Below are 15,986 nucleotides of genomic sequence, written 5' to 3' on the forward strand. Positions count from 1 at the left end.
TCAAGGACACCCGCCGTAGGTCACCTTGTCCCCGCAATATATTTTGACTTGCCGGGCTTTCCGGCCGGACGCTCGGGGCGACGTTGTCGGTTCGCTTTGTTGGCCAACCAATTGCTTGAGCACCAAGAAGTGTTTCTGACTGGCAGTCCTTCCGGGAGGTCGAGTTGCATGGACGCCTTTTAGAGCAAGTCTCAGATTGCCCGCCGATTCGGCGAGCAAAAGCTTTGCTGCCGCTGATTCGGGGACCGCGAGGACGGCGGTGCGGCTTTTCTTGCCGCTGGGTTTTTTCTCGTCGGTGCGCTTGGCCTTGTCCACCCAGCCGTTTTTCGAATTGGTGTCGGTTTCCGCTTGCTTGTCGGAGACCAGTATGTTGCCGAAGGCGAGGACACGCACATCCGACAACATCACTTGGGCCGAGCTGTTTCTTCCCGTCTCGTTGTTGCCCCGCAGATAAAACAACACATCCACGCGGTCGCCGGGTTGGACGAATCCGCCCACGCCGGTCACTTCGTTCACTTTGACCGCGACCGCCCGTTCTCCGGCTTCCAAGGCCTTCGCCAACCGGCTATAGGTGGGAAAATGGTTGGACAGGACCGATGCTCCTTCCGGGATGTCGACTGCAGGGGCGTGGCCCAGCAGAGGGGCGACTTCGCTATATCCCCCGTCCGGCGTCGACGAAAGCTTCTCGATTTTGAGGTCTTCCTCGACGATCGCCCGGCCCGCCGAAATGCCGCGGGCGGCAATCACCACCGGCACGACTTCCGGCGCCTTTTTTTCCGCTTTGACCGGTGTCGGCTTCTCGGGTGGCTGGTGGCTGGCTTGATAGCCCAAGTAACCGACCAGGATGGCCCCGAGAGCCAATAATCCGGCGAGTATCCGTAAAATCGAACTGCCCATGCCGTTATTTTCTATTTGTGATGTAATTCAGCGACTGAACTAGAGCTGGAGCGAGGCCGTGCCGGCGAGATTTTGGGGCAGTTTGGGGACTGCCCCTACTCCCGGAAGGTTCAACATCGGGATCAGCGGTTGATTGCCGTAATCGGGGAAACTGACGGTAACGGTGACCACGTCGTTATCGAAAGCAACTCCCACCTTGGCCCCGTCATTTCCGAGAACCGCCTGGCGGGCTACCTCGGGCAGCCATTCCAGGCGGTCCACCACCGCAGTGCGCACACGGTCGACAACGGCATCCTGATAAGAGGTCAGGTCGCTAAACTTCTCCGGCTCCACCGCGACCGCCGCACGCGCGCCTTCCGCCGCGGCGTATTGGAATGCTTGCATCAAGGCCAAGGGCACGGAGTAACTGGCGATGGCGTAGAAAAGCGTGAAGAAGATGACGAACAACAGGGCGAATTCGATCGCCACCGCGCCGCGTTGCCTTCGCCGCTGAGCATCAGCCGCCGGGATCTTCCCTCGCATCAGAACCAACCCGCATCGAAAGTCCTACTTGCCAGCGCCACTTCGAATCCGACCGAAAGCCCCAAACCGAAAGGCAGATTCCGTCCTTTCCCGGTTGGACTTGCCCATACCCACCCCCAGGACTGGAGGGTACGCCACGCGATGAGCCCGCCGGCCACGAGCAGCGCTCCCACCACATAAGTGGTCGACAGCACCTGCATTCCCCCCAGCAGTCCCATGGCCGTGAGTAACTTGACGTCCCCCCCGCCCAGCCAGCGCAGGGCGTAGGCGGGCAAGGTCAGCCCCAGTGCCAATGCCCAGGCCTTGAGGCACGAAGTCCAGGGATCGCCCAGCCATCCGTGGCCGGTCGCGGCGATCATTCCCGCCCCCGCCAAGTGGCCGCCCAGGGTGAGAATGTTGGGGATTCGGCGCAGCGCCGCGTCATAACCGCCGCAGAAGGCGCCCCAAGCCCCCACCACCAGTGCCAAGCCAAGCAAGTTCATCAAATACTCGGCCGAGCTTTAACTACCGCTACCGGCAGACGTCAATTTAGATTCAATGGAAGTGAAGATATTAGATATAGCGGTGCTGATAGGGTCGACGAAGGCCACCAGTGCGATTGCCACCATGGCGGCCACCAAGGCGTATTCGATACCGCTGGCGCCTTCATCGTCCCGTAACAAATTCAAGATAAATTGTTTCATAGTACATACCTCTCTCTTTTATTCACGCCATCTAGTTGTTATTTCTGTCAAACAGAAGAATGAACGAAGGGCATTAAGCGTGAGCCCTTTCACATATAAGATAGAGGGTTCCAGACCGCTTTTTTTGTGACGGAATTCGCAATTCTCGCTGGGATTGCCCCTGTATTTTATGGGGGTGGAGATGGGAGGTGGCGTGGAGCGGATCGCTCCAAAGCCGTCAAGGACGCGGAGGTTGGGGGGATATTTCCGCCATCTGCGCCTCGATCCATGCTTCCGCCTGGCGGTTGATCTCGTCCGCGGAGAGGGTTTGCCCGTCCAGGGGCGGGCCGATTCTGAGCCGGATCGTTCCGGGATACTTGAGGAAACTGTTGCGCGGCCAGAATTCTCCGGCGTTGTGGGCCACCGGCACCACCGGAACGCCGGCGCGCTGGGCGAGGATACCGCCCGAGCCGGCATAGCGCCGTTTTTCCCCCGGAGCGACGCGGGTGCCTTCCGGGAAGATGACGATCCAGTGTCCTTCCTTGAGTCGCTGTTTTCCCTGCTTGAGCAGGGCGGCCATCGCCGCCCGGCGTTGGCCGCGGTCGATGGCGATGTGATGGTAGCGGGCCAGGCACCAGCCGAAGAAGGGGATGCTTAGAAGCTCCCGCTTGAGTACGTAGACGGTTTTGGGAAAGAGCAGAAACAACATCAAGGTTTCCCAAGCGGACTGATGCTTGCTCAGCGCCACGCCGCTTTGGGACGGAATGTTCTCCAGCCCTTCGATCTCCACCTTAAGGCCGCAAATGTAAGTGACCGCCAGAATCTGGAGGCGCGCCCACCAGCGCGCCCAAAGATAGCGATATTCGTACTTGGAGAGGAAGGATACCCCGAGCACGACGGGCGTGAGGACGAAGGTGATCGCCGATTGGACCGCCAGAAAAAGGGCCGAACGCAAATAAATGCCCGGTGTCGCTTTTCCCATGGCCTTATCCTTGCAGCCGGGAAATATCGGCGATCTGAAGAAAGAGCTCGGAGGTGGCGGCCAGAAGGTTCAGCCGGTTTCGGCGAAGCGCCTCGTCCTCCGCCATCACCATCACCTGATCGAAAAAGGCATCCACCGTTTCCTTGAGCTCCGCCAGGTGTCGGAGGGCTGAAGTGTAATCGCGTTGGGCCAGGAACGGTTCGACTTGGTCGTGGGCTTGCTCGACGGCCCGGTGCATCGCTTGTTCGGCTTCGTGTTGAAGCAAGGCGGGGTCGACGGGCGCGAAACTTGTCATTTGGCTTTGCCGCAGGATGTTCCGAATCCGCTTGTTGGCCGCCGCCAGACTCTCGGCCTCGGGCAGTCGGCGGAAGGCGTGAACCGCCTCGATGCGATGCAAGAAATCCAATGGCTTTTCGGGCTTGAGGGCGGCCACCGATTCGAATTCATCGGGCGTGAATTGCCGATCGATCAGATAATTTTTGAGCCGGTCGAGCATGAATTCGTAGAGGGTGCTGATCGTTTCCGCCCGATCGAAGTCGTGTGGATAAAGTTCGGCGGCTTTCTCCAGCAGCGCGGGCAGGCTCAAATCCAGGCGTCCTTCCAGCACGATGCGGAGGACTCCCAGGGCCGCCCGGCGAAGGGCATAGGGATCTTTGGCGCCGCTGGGAGCGAGCCCGATGCTGAAAATCCCGGCCAAGGTATCGAGCTTGTCCGCCAGCGCCAGGATTTGGCCGGTCACGGTCTCCGGCAGTATTCCGCCGGCTTGGCGGGGGCGATACTGCTCGTCCAGCGCGGCCGCCACCTCCGGATCTTCTCCTTGCGCCCGAGCGTAATAGCGGCCCATGACGCCCTGAAGTTCCGGAAACTCCCCCACCAGGTCGGTGACCAAATCGGTCTTGGCGAGCCTTGCGGCGCGCACCGCATTGCCGGCATCGGCATGGAGGCGATCGGCCAAATAGGCGGCCAATTTTTCCAGTCGCCGGGTCTTGTCCAGGAGCGTGCCCAGTTTGCGCTGAAAAACGATGCCGGCCAGTTGGTCGAGCCGGTCTTCGAGAGACACTTTGAGATCCTGCCGCCAGAAAAATTCGGCATCGGCAAGGCGTGGCCGGATGACCCGCTCGTTGCCGGCGCGAACCGTTTCGGGGCGCTTGCTGTCGAGATTGGCGATGGCGATGAAACGCGGCTGCAAATTGCCGTCCGAGCCCAGGACGGGAAAATATTTTTGATGGGATTGCATGACCGTGATCAGCACTTCCCGCGGCAGGGACAGAAAACGTTCCTCGAACGATCCCAATAACCCCACCGGCCATTCCACCAGGGCGGTGACCTCGTCCAGCAAGTCTTCTTCGATATGGGCGGTGCCGCCGGCTTCCCGGGCCAGTTTCAAGGCTTGGCGGTGAATATGGCGGCGGCGTTCGTCGAAGTCGGCGATGACCCGCCCGCGGCTTTGCAGCAGTTGGCCGTAATGAGCGGGGTGGGAAAGCGCAATCGGCTCGGGGCAATGGAAGCGGTGGCCTCGGGTGCGGGAACCGGTTTTCACTCCCAGAATTTCCGTTTCGATCGACTCTTCTCCGAACAGCAATACCGCCCAGTGGACCGGCCGCACGAATTCATCCTCCCGCTCGCCCCAGCGCATGCGCTTGGGGATGGGCAGGGCGGCGAGGGCTTGCCGCAGAAGTTCGGGAATCAATTCGGCGGCCGGGGCTCCGGACTGATGCAGACGGCACAGCAGCCATTCGCCCTTGGCGTTCTTGAGGGTCTCCAATTCCTCCACCGCCACGCCGCAGCTTTGGGCGAAGCCGAGCGCCGCGCGCGTGGGCCGGCCGTCGGCGTCGAAGGCGGCTTTCAGCGCCGGGCCGCGGCGCTCCGCGATGCGGTCCGGTTGATGTTCGGCCAACTGGTGCACGATCAGGGCCAGCCGGCGGGGGGTGGCGTAGGCTTGAATCTGGTCGAAGGCTAGTTCGGCTTTTTCCAGGCGGGTGCCCACTTCGTCCCGCAGGGATTCCATCAGGGTGCGCAAGGCTTTGGGAGGCAGTTCTTCGGTACCCAGTTCGAACAGCAGATCGCGCGTGACCATCAATTTTCCTCCTTGGATAACATCGGGAAGCCGAGCTTTTCGCGCCGCTGGTAGTAGCACTGGGCCACGCCGCGTGCCAGTTCGCGCACCTTCAGGATGTAGCGCTGGCGCTCGGTGACCGAGATGGCGTGCCGCGCGTCCAGCAGATTGAAGGTGTGCGAGGCTTTGAGTACCTGATCGTAGGCGGGCAGGGGGAGTTCCAGCTCCAGCAATTTTCGGCATTCGCTCGCGTGGGTGTCGAAGCTTTGCAGCAAGAACGCCACGTCCGCGTGTTCGAAATTGTAGGCCGACATTTCCACCTCGTTCTGGTGGAAGACGTCGCCGTAAGTGGTGATTTGGTTGCCGTTTTTCGCCCACACCAGATCGTACACGCTTTCCTTGTTCTGCAGGACCATGGCGATCCGTTCCAGGCCGTAGGTGATTTCTCCCGCGACCGGCCGGCAGTCCAGGCCCCCCACTTGCTGGAAGTAGGTGAACTGGGTGATCTCCATGCCGTCCAACCAGATTTCCCAGCCCAGTCCCCAGGCCCCTAGGGTGGGGGACTCCCAGTTGTCTTCCACGAAACGGACGTCGTGTTCGAGCAAATCGAGCCCCAGAGCGCGCAGGGATTCCAGGTACAGATCCTGGATCTCCAGGGGGGAGGGTTTGAGCAGTACCTGGAATTGGTAATAGTGCTGCAGGCGGTTCGGATTGTCTCCGTAACGGCCGTCGGTGGGACGGCGCGAGGGCTGAACGTAGGCGGTGCGCCAAGGTTCGGGGCCGATGGCGCGCAGGAATGTTCCGGGATGGAAGGTGCCGGCCCCCATTTCCATATCCATGGGTTGAAGCAGGGCGCACCCTTGCCGGGTCCAATAATTTTGCAGATTCAGGATGATATCCTGGAAGGTCGGGAGGGAATCGGCTGCTGCTTCCACCACGTTGCTCGTTGATCGGTTAAAAGACGGTATTATACTGACTCGGTTAAATCATTGGAAAAACGAATCGAATCGATGTGCTGCCGAATCAATTGGAAAGGGGTGTTCCTGTTATTGTGGTTGGGACTCCTGGGAGGCTGTGGTTTTCATCTGCGCGGGGCGGTGGAATTGCCGCCGGAAAAACGGGTGATTGCCTTGCTGGGCATTCCCTTGAACCATCCGTTCGCGAGCTATATGCAGCAGATTTTGGCTTATTCGGGCGGCCGCTTGGTCGCCGATCCGCAGGAGGCCGCCACGGTGCTGGTGATTCCGGAGATTCGCGAGGATCGGCGGGAATTGTCTTTGGATGAGAACGGCAAGGCGATCGAATTCGAATTGATCTACCGCCTCCGCTTCGAGGCCCGCACGCCCGACGGCAAAGTGCTGGTGCCGATGCAACCTCTCGCCCTTCACCGGATCTATCTCAATCCCCAGGTGGAGGTGATCGGCAAGGCCGAGGAGGAAGCGATCATCCGGGAAGAGATGCGACGGGAGGCGGTGCATACCGTCATGCGGCGCTTGCGGAAGGTTTTGGAGGCGCCGAGTGAAGGTTAAATTCAGTCAACTTGCCGCTCAGCTGAAATCCGGGCTGGCGCCGATTTATCTCCTATACGGGGACGAACCGCTCCAACTGGCCGAGGCGGCCGACATGATCCGCCGTGCCTGCCGCGAGCGAGGCTTCGAAGAACGTCAGGTCTACGCGGTATTGCCCGGTTTCGATTGGAATCTCTTGGCTGGCGAGGCCGACGCCCTGTCCTTGTTTTCAGCCAATCGGCTGCTGGAAGTGCGGGTGCCGGAAGGTAAGGTGGGCAAGGAGGGCGCGCGCGTATTGACCCATTACGCCGAGCGGCCTCCCGAGGCCACCGTGCTTCTGCTGACCTTGGAGAATCTGGCGTCCGGAGAGCAGAAAAAACGCTGGTTCGCTCGCTTGGAGGCGACCGGTGTGGCGGTTCAGACGCGTTCCCCCGAGGGCCGCGATTTCAAGGCATGGTTGGCCCATCGTGCCAAATCCCGAGACGTGCGGCTGCATCCCGAGGCGATTCAGCTGTTGGCCGTCCGGACCGAAGGCAATCTCCTGGCCGCGGCGCAGGAAATCGACAAGTTGTATGTGCTTTACGGGGGCGCAGAAGTGGACGCCGATCTGTTGGCGGAGACCGTGGCCGACAGTGCCCGCTTCGACGTGTTCGATTTGACCGAGGCCTTGTTGTCGGGTCAAGTGCACCGGGTTGATCGGACCTTGGCGGGGCTGAGGGCGGAAGGCATGGCGCCGGCCGTGGTATTATGGGCAATTACCCGCGAGTTGCGTCTTTTGCTGCAGCTTGGGGAGGATCGGCGCCGAGGCGTGCCGATAACAGCAAGCTGCCGCCGCCTGCGTCTTTGGGAGCGGCGTAGAATCCAACTGGAGCGGGCGTTGAAGCGTCTTAGTCGGTTCCAGCTGCACGCGGCGATAAAATCCGCCGCCCGCATCGACGCCGTCATCAAGGGCCGAGTCGGGGGGGATGCCTGGGAGCAGCTTCGGGATGTCTGTCTGGCGCTGGCCAGCGGTGATGCGACACCGGGTAATCCAGAAAAACTTTTGTATGAATGATATGAGCACGCAGGAGCTTCTTCAATCCATCCAGACCTTGGGACAACAAGCTCGAGCCGCCGCCCGCCAAATCGGGCGAGCCGATACCGGCGCCAAGAACCGGGCGTTGACGTCGGTGGCCGCTGCCATCGAATCCGGGCGGCACCGGCTCCAACAGGAAAACGCCCGGGATCTGGCCGCCGGTCGGGAGCGGGGGCTGAGTCCGGCGCTTTTGGATCGTTTGGAACTGACCGATTCCCGCATCGACGCCATGGCCCAAGGATTACGCCAGATCGCCGCCTTGCCCGATCCTGTGGGACAAGTGGCCGATCTGAGCTACCGTCCCTCGGGGATTCAGGTGGGCAGAATGCGGGTGCCGTTGGGGGTGATCGGGATCATTTACGAATCGCGTCCCAACGTCACCGTCGATGCGGCCGGCTTATGTCTGAAGGCGGGTAATGCCTGTATTTTGCGCGGCGGGTCCGAGGCGGTTCATTCCAACCAGGCGCTGGCCGCGTGTATCCGGGAGGGTTTGGCGGAGACGGGGTTGCCCGAGACGACGGTGCAGGTGATCGAAACCACCGACCGCGCCGCGGTGGGTGCGCTGTTGCAAATGGATCGCCATGTGGACGTGATCATCCCGCGAGGCGGCAAGGGATTGATCGAGCGGATCGTGGCCGAGTCCAGAATTCCGGTGATCAAGCACCTGGACGGGGTTTGCCACGTTTACATCGACGACCGCGCCGACTCGGATAAAGCGGTCGCCATTGCCTGCAACGCCAAGACCCAGCGTTTCGGCGTGTGCAACGCCATGGAAACCTTGCTGGTGGCCGAGGGCATCGCCGCCCAAGTGTTGCCGCCGTTGGCGGAAAAGTACCGGGAAGCGGGGGTGGAATTGCGGGGCTGCGCCGAGACTCGTTCCATCTTGCCCGATTGCCGACCGGCCGACGAGACCGATTGGGGGGCCGAATACCTGGCGCCGATTCTGGCGGTTCGGGTGGTGGCCGACTTGGACGAGGCGATGGATCATATCCAACGATACGGCTCCGGCCATACCGACGCCATCGTTACCGAGGATTACAGCCGGGCCCGCCGCTTCCTGCGCGAAGTGGATTCCAGTTCGGTGATGGTCAACGCCTCGACCCGCTTCGCCGACGGCTTCGAATACGGTCTCGGCGCCGAAATCGGGATCAGCACCGACAAACTTCACGCCCGCGGACCCGTGGGGTTGGAGGGCTTGACCACGCAGAAATTCATCGTGCTGGGAGACGGGCAGATTCGCACGTGATCGGCGTCTACGGCGGAACCTTCGATCCGGTTCATTACGGCCACCTGCGCACCGCTTTGGAAGTCAAGGAGGCGTTGACTTTGGACCAGGTGCGCTTCATTCCCTGCCGCCTGCCGCCTCACCGGCAGCGGCCGTCGGTCCCTTCGGAGGCGCGGCGGCACATGCTGGAGGTGGCGTTGACGGATGCTCCCCCGGAATTCGTGCTCGATCCTCGCGAGCTGGAACGCACCGGTCCTTCCTACATGGTCGATACGCTCGCTTCGCTGCGGGCGGAAGTGGAGGACCGGCCGTTGTGTCTGATCCTGGGCTTGGATGCTTTCCGGGATTTGCCCGCTTGGCACCGCTGGGAGACGATTTTCGATTTGGCCCATGTGGTGGTAATGACCCGCCCGGGCTATTCTTCCCGCTGGCCTGCTCCCTTGAAGGATCAAGTGACGGTACGAGTATCAGAGGAAAAGCCCGGTTTGCCAGCCACTCCGGCCGGGAAGATTTATTTTCAACCGGTTACCCAGTTGGATATTTCCGCGACCTTTATTCGTCAATGTTTGGCGGCCGGACGCGATCCCCGCTATCTTTTGCCCCCCGGTGTATTGGCCTTGATTCGCCGTAAGGGGTATTATCGGAATCCCTTGTCTTAAATACAGATACTATGATCGAAACCGAGCAATTGCTGGATTGGATACTGGATGCCTTGGACGACCTCAAGGCGAAGGATGTCGCCACGATCGACGTGCGCGGCAAGACCAGCGTCACCGATTACATGGTGGTCGCCTCGGGAACTTCCGAGCGCCACGTTCGCGCCTTGGCCGAGAATGTGGTGGAAAAACTGTCCGAGCATCACATGAAACCGCTAGGAGTGGAAGGGCAGCATGCCCGCGACTGGGTTTTGGTGGACGCCGGCGACGTCATCGTCCACGTGATGTTGCCCGAGACCCGGGCGTTTTACCAGCTGGAAAAATTATGGCAAGTGGATGCTGCCGGAGAGGATCTGGCGCCCGCTTGAGTTCTGATCCGTCTTAGAGCGCTCCCCACGCCAATGTCAAAGCACTATGTTGAAATGTGCTTTTAGGGAAGCTGGATGGTGAGTCGCCCTTGGTTGTCGCGATCATCCCGCCAATGGATTTCGAGTAATTGGCCGGGGCGGCTAGCGTTCAGTCGAAAAGTGAGCAAGGGGTCCGTCGTGACGCCCTTGCCCAGGCTCCCTGCCATGATCCGTTTGCCGTTGAAATAAAGCGCCAGGCGCTTCAAGCACCCCGTCGGGCGATCTGCCCGGTTGGCGCGAGTCTCGCTGGGCGAGAGCAAAAGGCGGATTTCCACGGTTCCGTCCGGAAGCCGCAGGCTGCGGTGTTGGATTCGCATCAGTCGCAGCCTTCGCTCACGCTGACTTTGCTGCGCTGCTGGAAATAGCGTCCGGCCGCCCGGACGACGGCGATCACCTCGCTATCCTCGACAATCTTTAGCTGGGTTCGGATATAGGGGTGCATGGGAGGGGCGAGATCGAAGCGCGCCGCCAAGGATTCCGGGTTACCGCTTACCAATAGGGCGATCAGATCCGTTCCCGCCAGCCGGCTGTGTACGATAACCGGAACCGCCAGCCGGGTTTCGGGGGTGGTGGGGACGACGAGTTCCACGCCTCGGTGGAATTCCGCTGTCTTGCCTCGAGTAAGACGTTCGAGGGCGCGATCCGAGGCGGATTTTTCCGCCGCCCGCCCGGACGGCAACAGTAATCCCCCGCCCAGGCACAACAGCATGCGGATGAAATCGCGGCGCGATCTAGGGAAGCTCGGCATGGGTTTCGAATAAATCTGCATAGCGTCGAGCGGCTTTTTCGGGATCGGATTGGCTGAAAACTCCGTGAATCACCGCCAGATAATCGGCCCCCGCCTGTAAAAGCGCCGAGCCGTTTTCCGGCGTAATCCCGCCGATGGCGACGATGGGACAGTTGAGGCGGGATTTGGCCGTGGTGAGCAAGTCCAGAGGTGCCGGCGTGGCGTGGGGCTTGGTCGGGGAGGAAAAGAAGGCGCCGAACGCCACGTATGTCGCCCCGGCTTTCCGGGCGGCGACGGCCCGGTCCAAGTCGGCGTAGCAGGAGGCGCCGATAACGGCGTCCGGTCCCAATCGGGTTCGTGCCCGCTGGAGGTCGGTATCTTCGCGGCCCAGATGGACGCCGTCGGCACCCATTTGGCGGGCCAGCTCGATGTCGTCGTTGATGATGAGGGGAACCCGATGGGCGCGGCATGATCTCAGCAAGAGGCGGGCTTCGGCGGGGGCCAGGCGGCGGTGTTTGTCGCGCAGCTGGAGGATTCGAGCGCCGCCTTTCAGGGCCGCCTCGACCTGAGGCAGTAGGCGGTCGCAATCGTGAGGATCTGCGGTGATGGCGTACAGCCCGCGGGCGGGAAGCGGCGATGACATGTCAACTCCAGAACAAGCGGTAGGGAAGTATTTGCCCATGACCGAGCCGGAAGCCGTATTTGATCGAGTTCCAGGTGTATTGTTGCGCCTTGCGGACGGCTTCTTCCAGCGGCATGTCCTGGGCGAGCAGTGCGGTCAAGGCGGAAGCAAGGGTGCAGCCGCTCCCGTGGGCGCTCTGGGGAAGTCTTTCCCAGGTGAAGGTTTTGCGGCCGCCGCCATGATAGAGGGTATTGTAAACCAGCGGCGTAACCTCGTCGCCGCCGGTGACGAGGACCGCCCGGCAGCCGGTTGCCAATAGCGCTTCCGCGCAGGCGGAGGTTTCGCGTTGCCCGCTCAAGCGCTGAGCTTCCCCGCGGTTGGGGGTCAACACGGTGGCGAGGGGAAGTAATTGCTCCCGAATGATTTGAATCAAGTTGTCATCGGCCAGGGAGCTGCCGCCGCCGGTGCTCAGAACCGGATCGATGACGACGATATCGGGTTGATGGGTGCGCAGCACGGAGACGATCGCTTGCGCGATCTCGGCCGATCCCAGTAAGCCGATTTTGACCGCTCGGATAGGGATATCGCTGAAAAGCACATCGATTTGTTGAGTCAGGTTGGCCGCCGATTGAGGCGATAGCAGGGTAATATCGCGGGTGTCTTGGGCGGTGAGGCAAGTAACCACGGACAGGGGGTGGCATCCCTGGCTGAGGATGGATTCGATGTCCGCCTGGATGCCTGCGCCTCCGGTAGGGTCGTGTCCGGAGATGGAGAGTACGGGAATAAGCGATGAAGTGATCAAGATATCAGCCGTCGGGAAGCGGAAATAGATGGTCTAAACTTCCAGATAGATCGATCTTCGGGGTGGATGCCGAAACGTGAAATTGAATAATTATACCAGTCTGGTTGCAGTAATTCGGGCATTTTGTCTGCTGGTGGACCATTTGGAGGTGTATTCGCCGACGACTTGGCTCAGGGAAATGAATCATTTGTTGCCGCAGATCGAAGCAGGCATGGAGCAACTGGAACTGGAGGCCGGTTACGGTTTTTTTGTTTTGCCCGATCTCGACTATCGCTTCCGCATGTTTTGTCGGCTGAAAGCGTTCCTGGGGGATTGGGACGAATATGCGTTGCCCGGAGATGGCGATGACGGTTCGGTCGATTTGTCCGGCAGCTTGGCGGACGATTTTACCGATCTATATTTCGAATTGCGTCGCGGATTGGATTTATACGATGCCGACGATCACGATCCCTTGCCTTCTTTGATCCTTTGGTATACCGGTTATGTGCTGCATTGGGAAGAACATTTGCGCGAGGCTCGGCGGCGATTGGAAAGATTGCATCGGCAACGGGTCTTTTGAGTGCGCTTCGAGAAGGGGCGAGAACGAACGTTGCAATGTGGGCGGCCGGAGGCGATCGCCCGAAATCATCGGGAGAATTTTCGATTATTCTTTGAGCCTGCAACCAGGATGCTGCGGTGGCTCCGGCCTGGGGGAGGCGTTGATTCTGACTCAATCACCTGATACATTCATCCAGAGTCATTTGGTTGTTGTAGTTGTCTTATGCCTCATGCTTTAAGGCTGTACTACCCCGCCGCGCCAAGCGGTGCCGATTTCTGGCGGTCCTTGGGAATCCCGCCGCGCGGCAATCGGCTGCATGAAGCGCTGCGCCGAGGCTTGCCCTATGCCGTGTTCGGGAGGCTCGCGGAACTTGCCGGGCTGGATAGAAAGGCGTTGGCGAAGTTTGCCGCGATCGCCCCGGCGACATTGCAGCGGCGGGCGAAAGCCGGGCGCTTCAATCAAGACGAGAGTGACCGGCTATACCGACTCGCCGAGGTGCTGAAAGCGGCCACCGACCTGTTCGAAGGGGACAGGGATGCGGCAAACGCCTGGCTGAACAAGCCGATCCGGGGGTTGGGAGGGCGCCGCCCCATGGAGATGCTGGCGACTTCGGCCGAAACCGAAGCCGTGTTGGATCTCATCGGCCGCTTGGAACACGGCGTGTTCACTTGAGCGATCTAACCGCCTATCGCTTGGTGAAGCGAAAATGGGCCGCCCAGGCTTTCGACGGCGAGGGTGCGAAACGGTTCGGCGGGCGCTGGAACAGCCGGGGAAATCCTTGCATTTATTTGGCGGTTTCCGAATCCTTGGCGATATTGGAGATGCTGGTGCATTTGGATGACCACCGCTTGCTTCGGCATTATGTGCTGTTCGAGTTGGCGCTGCCGGATCGGGAAATTCTTTATCTCGCGTCTGAAAACCTGCCCGATTGCTGGCGAGATGATCCGGCACCGCCGGAAACGGCCGAAATCGGCGACAGTTGGTTGAAAGAGCACGCCAGTTTGGCGCTGGCGGTCCCCAGTGTGATCGTTCCCCGCGAATGGAATTTGCTCCTCAACCCGGCTCATCCCGGCTTTGCCGAGGTCGTGGGGCGAGCCAGGGAGCAACCGTTCGAACCGGATCGTCGCCTGCTGTAATTGACGGCTTCCCGGAAGACAGGTCCCTCAGTCCCTTCCCACCGGGTGAATTGATTTCTCTTTACAGGGGAAGCGAATTATAGGATAATCAACCATCTTGATTGCAGGCGCGTAGCTCAGTTGGTTAGAGCACCACCTTGACATGGTGGGGGTCGTTGGTTCGAATCCAATCGCGCCTACCATTAAACTCCAAAGCATCGCTTGGCGGTGCTTTTTGTTTTTTGGCTAAAAAACCATGCCCACGATTACGCTTCCAGACGGGAAACAATTGGCTTTCGACCATCCGGTGACGGTGAAAGAAGTCGCCGAGGCCATCGGTCCGGGGTTGGCCAAGGCGGCGGTGGCCGGAAAGGTCGACGGTCGGCTGGTGGATTTGAGCTTTGCGATCGAACGCGACGCCGGCGTTGAAATCATCACCCCCCGGGAGGAAGAAGGTCTGGAAGTGGTGCGTCATTCCAGCGCTCACTTATTGGCCCAGGCGGTCAAGGAGCTGTACCCGGAGGCCCAGGTGACCATCGGGCCGGTGGTGGAAGACGGCTTTTATTACGATTTCGCCTTTCAACGCCCCTTCACCCCCGAAGATCTGGAAAAGATCGAGCGGAAGATGCAAGCGCTGGCGAAGCAGGCGATGCCCGTCGAGCGGCGGGAAATGCCCCGGGAGGAGGCGATCGACTTCTTCCGCGAGCAGGGGGAGAAATACAAGGCGGAGATTATCGAAGCCATTCCCGAAGGCGAGGAGATTTCTCTCTACCGGCAGGGAGATTTCATCGACCTGTGCCGCGGGCCGCACGTGCCCGATACCGGCAAGCTCAAGGCGTTCAAACTGACCAAGGTGGCCGGGGCCTATTGGCGCGGGGATTCGCGCAATGAAATGCTGCAGCGCATTTACGGTACCGCCTGGGCGGACAAAAAGCAGCTGAAGGATTACCTGCACCGCTTGGAAGAAGCGGAGAAACGCGATCATCGCCGCCTGGCCAAACAACTGGACCTGTTCCATCTGCAGGAAGAAGCGCCCGGGATGGTGTTTTGGCACGACAAGGGATGGCGCATCTATCAAATCGTGGAACAGTCCATCCGGGAAAAATTGCGCCAACACGGCTACCAGGAGGTGAAAACCCCGATCGTGGTGGATCGGAGTTTGTGGGAGCGTTCCGGGCATTGGGACAAATTCGGCGACATGATTTTCACCACCCATTCGGAAAATCGCGACTACGCCGTTAAACCGATGAATTGCCCCTGCCATGTGCAGATTTTCAATCAGGGGCTCAAAAGCTATCGCGATCTCCCTTTGCGGATGGCCGAATTCGGTTCCTGTCACCGTAACGAACCTTCCGGCACCCTGCATGGTCTGATGCGGGTGCGCGGCTTCGTTCAAGACGACGCTCACATTTTCTGCACCGAAGCTCAGATTCAAAGCGAAGTGTCGGCCTTCATCGATCTGCTGTTCGAGACTTATCGCGATTTCGGGTTCGACGAGGTGTTGGTTAAACTATCCACGCGCCCCGAAAATCGGGTCGGCAGTGACGGAATTTGGGACAAGGCCGAACATGCCTTGGAAGAGGCCCTCAACCGCAAGGAATTGGACTGGGAATTGCAGCCCGGCGAAGGGGCGTTTTACGGCCCGAAGATCGAGTTTGCCCTGAAGGACTGCTTGGGAAGAGTCTGGCAATTGGGAACCATTCAGGTGGATTTTTCCATGCCCGGCCGACTGGGGGCGAGCTATGTCGCCGAGGACGGCACGAAACAAACGCCGGTGATGTTGCACCGGGCGATTTTGGGGTCGTTGGAGCGTTTCATCGGCATCCTGATCGAACATTACGGCGGGCTGTTTCCTCTTTGGTTAGCGCCGGTTCAAGCGGTCATCCTCAATATCACCGATCATCAGGAAAATTATGCGCGGGAGGTGGAGAATTATCTCGCCGCCCAGGGACTTAGAGTGGAAACGGACTTGAGAAACGAGAAGATCGGCTATAAAATCCGCGAGCATTCCATGCGCCGAGTGCCTTATCTGCTGATCGTCGGGGATCAGGAAATGGCGGGACGTCAAGTTGCGGTGCGCACTCAGCGGGGCACGGATTTGGGGGCCAAGTCTTTGGAAGCGTTATCGGCATGGTTGCAAGCACAGATTGCGGCAAAGCAGGCCGCCATCGGTTTGGACGAATAAGTATTTG

The 15,986-nt window shown here is 60.0% G+C and carries 20 protein-coding genes and 1 tRNA gene; 10 read left to right on the forward strand and 11 right to left on the reverse strand.

Features of this window, described 5'->3' with window-relative positions:
- The 7 genes from cpaB to glyQ form a co-directional block, all read right to left on the reverse strand.
- Entirely contained in the window at nt 1-897 is an 897-nt protein-coding gene (cpaB, locus tag H035_RS18040) for a Flp pilus assembly protein CpaB (RefSeq protein ID WP_022947659.1), read from the reverse strand.
- Between the two features lie 39 nt (nt 898-936).
- The gene (locus tag H035_RS0103740; protein WP_022947660.1) at nt 937-1,419 is read right to left on the reverse strand and encodes a TadE/TadG family type IV pilus assembly protein; all 483 of its coding nucleotides are present in this window, start codon (nt 1,417-1,419) and stop codon (nt 937-939) included.
- Nucleotides 1,419-1,901: a prepilin peptidase gene (locus H035_RS0103745; RefSeq protein WP_022947661.1), complete on the reverse strand. Its 483-nt coding sequence runs from the start codon at nt 1,899-1,901 to the stop codon at nt 1,419-1,421. The genes H035_RS0103740 and H035_RS0103745 overlap by 1 nt, the downstream gene beginning before the upstream one ends.
- 18 nt (nt 1,902-1,919) lie before the next feature.
- A complete protein-coding gene (locus H035_RS0103750; protein ID WP_022947662.1) occupies nt 1,920-2,102 on the reverse strand; it encodes a Flp family type IVb pilin in 183 nt (60 codons plus the stop codon).
- A gap of 217 nt (nt 2,103-2,319) precedes the next feature.
- Nucleotides 2,320-3,063 (reverse strand): lysophospholipid acyltransferase family protein, encoded by a 744-nt coding sequence (locus H035_RS0103755; protein ID WP_022947663.1) that lies wholly within the window; start codon nt 3,061-3,063, stop codon nt 2,320-2,322.
- A 4-nt stretch (nt 3,064-3,067) separates the two neighbouring features.
- On the reverse strand, nt 3,068-5,140 hold the full coding sequence (gene glyS / locus H035_RS0103760) for a glycine--tRNA ligase subunit beta (protein WP_022947664.1): 2,073 nt from the start codon (nt 5,138-5,140) through the stop codon (nt 3,068-3,070).
- Nucleotides 5,140-6,054: a glycine--tRNA ligase subunit alpha gene (glyQ, locus tag H035_RS0103765; RefSeq protein ID WP_022947665.1), complete on the reverse strand. Its 915-nt coding sequence runs from the start codon at nt 6,052-6,054 to the stop codon at nt 5,140-5,142. The genes glyS and glyQ overlap by 1 nt, the downstream gene beginning before the upstream one ends.
- A 54-nt stretch (nt 6,055-6,108) precedes the next feature.
- Here glyQ and H035_RS0103770 point away from each other — a divergent pair, with 54 nt between their 5' ends.
- From H035_RS0103770 to rsfS, 5 genes are read left to right on the forward strand one after another with little or no spacing between them, the layout of a single operon-like run.
- A complete protein-coding gene (locus tag H035_RS0103770) occupies nt 6,109-6,648 on the forward strand; it encodes an LPS-assembly lipoprotein LptE (protein ID WP_152485960.1) in 540 nt (179 codons plus the stop codon).
- On the forward strand, nt 6,638-7,681 hold the full coding sequence (holA, locus tag H035_RS0103775; protein ID WP_022947667.1) for a DNA polymerase III subunit delta: 1,044 nt from the start codon (nt 6,638-6,640) through the stop codon (nt 7,679-7,681). The genes H035_RS0103770 and holA overlap by 11 nt, the downstream gene beginning before the upstream one ends.
- Before the next feature lies 1 nt (nt 7,682).
- Nucleotides 7,683-8,948, forward strand: a complete 1,266-nt coding sequence (locus H035_RS0103780; protein WP_026596240.1) for a glutamate-5-semialdehyde dehydrogenase — start codon at nt 7,683-7,685, stop codon at nt 8,946-8,948.
- Complete coding sequence (gene nadD, locus H035_RS0103785; protein ID WP_022947669.1) at nt 8,945-9,586, forward strand: nicotinate-nucleotide adenylyltransferase; 642 nt, start codon at nt 8,945-8,947, stop codon at nt 9,584-9,586. The genes H035_RS0103780 and nadD overlap by 4 nt, the downstream gene beginning before the upstream one ends.
- A gap of 11 nt (nt 9,587-9,597) precedes the next feature.
- A complete protein-coding gene (gene rsfS, locus H035_RS0103790) occupies nt 9,598-9,951 on the forward strand; it encodes a ribosome silencing factor (RefSeq protein ID WP_022947670.1) in 354 nt (117 codons plus the stop codon).
- 62 nt (nt 9,952-10,013) lie between these two features.
- Here the strand turns inward: rsfS and H035_RS0103795 are convergent, their stop codons facing one another.
- From H035_RS0103795 to thiD, 4 genes are read right to left on the reverse strand one after another with little or no spacing between them, the layout of a single operon-like run.
- Nucleotides 10,014-10,307, reverse strand: coding sequence for a thiosulfate oxidation carrier complex protein SoxZ (locus tag H035_RS0103795; RefSeq protein WP_022947671.1), 294 nt, complete (start codon nt 10,305-10,307; stop codon nt 10,014-10,016).
- Nucleotides 10,307-10,738, reverse strand: coding sequence for a thiosulfate oxidation carrier protein SoxY (locus tag H035_RS0103800; protein ID WP_022947672.1), 432 nt, complete (start codon nt 10,736-10,738; stop codon nt 10,307-10,309). Before H035_RS0103800 ends, H035_RS0103795 begins: the two co-directional genes overlap by 1 nt.
- Nucleotides 10,722-11,360: a thiamine phosphate synthase gene (gene thiE, locus H035_RS0103805; protein ID WP_022947673.1), complete on the reverse strand. Its 639-nt coding sequence runs from the start codon at nt 11,358-11,360 to the stop codon at nt 10,722-10,724. The genes H035_RS0103800 and thiE overlap by 17 nt, the downstream gene beginning before the upstream one ends.
- A 1-nt stretch (nt 11,361) precedes the next feature.
- Nucleotides 11,362-12,141, reverse strand: coding sequence for a bifunctional hydroxymethylpyrimidine kinase/phosphomethylpyrimidine kinase (gene thiD, locus H035_RS0103810; protein WP_022947674.1), 780 nt, complete (start codon nt 12,139-12,141; stop codon nt 11,362-11,364).
- Between the two features lie 76 nt (nt 12,142-12,217).
- On the opposite strand from thiD, the gene H035_RS0103815 reads away from it, so the two are divergent.
- The 5 genes from H035_RS0103815 (at nt 12,218) to thrS (ending at nt 15,979) form a co-directional block, all read left to right on the forward strand.
- Nucleotides 12,218-12,700, forward strand: a complete 483-nt coding sequence (locus H035_RS0103815; protein WP_022947675.1) for a DUF5063 domain-containing protein — start codon at nt 12,218-12,220, stop codon at nt 12,698-12,700.
- Nucleotides 12,701-12,901: 201 nt separating this feature from the next.
- Complete coding sequence (gene parS / locus H035_RS0103820; RefSeq protein ID WP_026596244.1) at nt 12,902-13,351, forward strand: type II RES/Xre toxin-antitoxin system antitoxin; 450 nt, start codon at nt 12,902-12,904, stop codon at nt 13,349-13,351.
- Entirely contained in the window at nt 13,348-13,815 is a 468-nt protein-coding gene (locus H035_RS0103825; RefSeq protein WP_022947677.1) for an RES family NAD+ phosphorylase, read from the forward strand. Before parS ends, H035_RS0103825 begins: the two co-directional genes overlap by 4 nt.
- Nucleotides 13,816-13,920: 105 nt before the next feature.
- Nucleotides 13,921-13,997 (forward strand) — tRNA-Val (locus H035_RS0103830).
- Nucleotides 13,998-14,050: 53 nt separating this feature from the next.
- Nucleotides 14,051-15,979, forward strand: coding sequence for a threonine--tRNA ligase (gene thrS / locus H035_RS0103835; protein ID WP_022947678.1), 1,929 nt, complete (start codon nt 14,051-14,053; stop codon nt 15,977-15,979).
- Nucleotides 15,980-15,986: the final 7 nt, after the last annotated feature.

Source organism: Methylohalobius crimeensis 10Ki, from assembly GCF_000421465.1.
Lineage (GTDB): Bacteria > Pseudomonadota > Gammaproteobacteria > Methylococcales > Methylothermaceae > Methylohalobius > Methylohalobius crimeensis.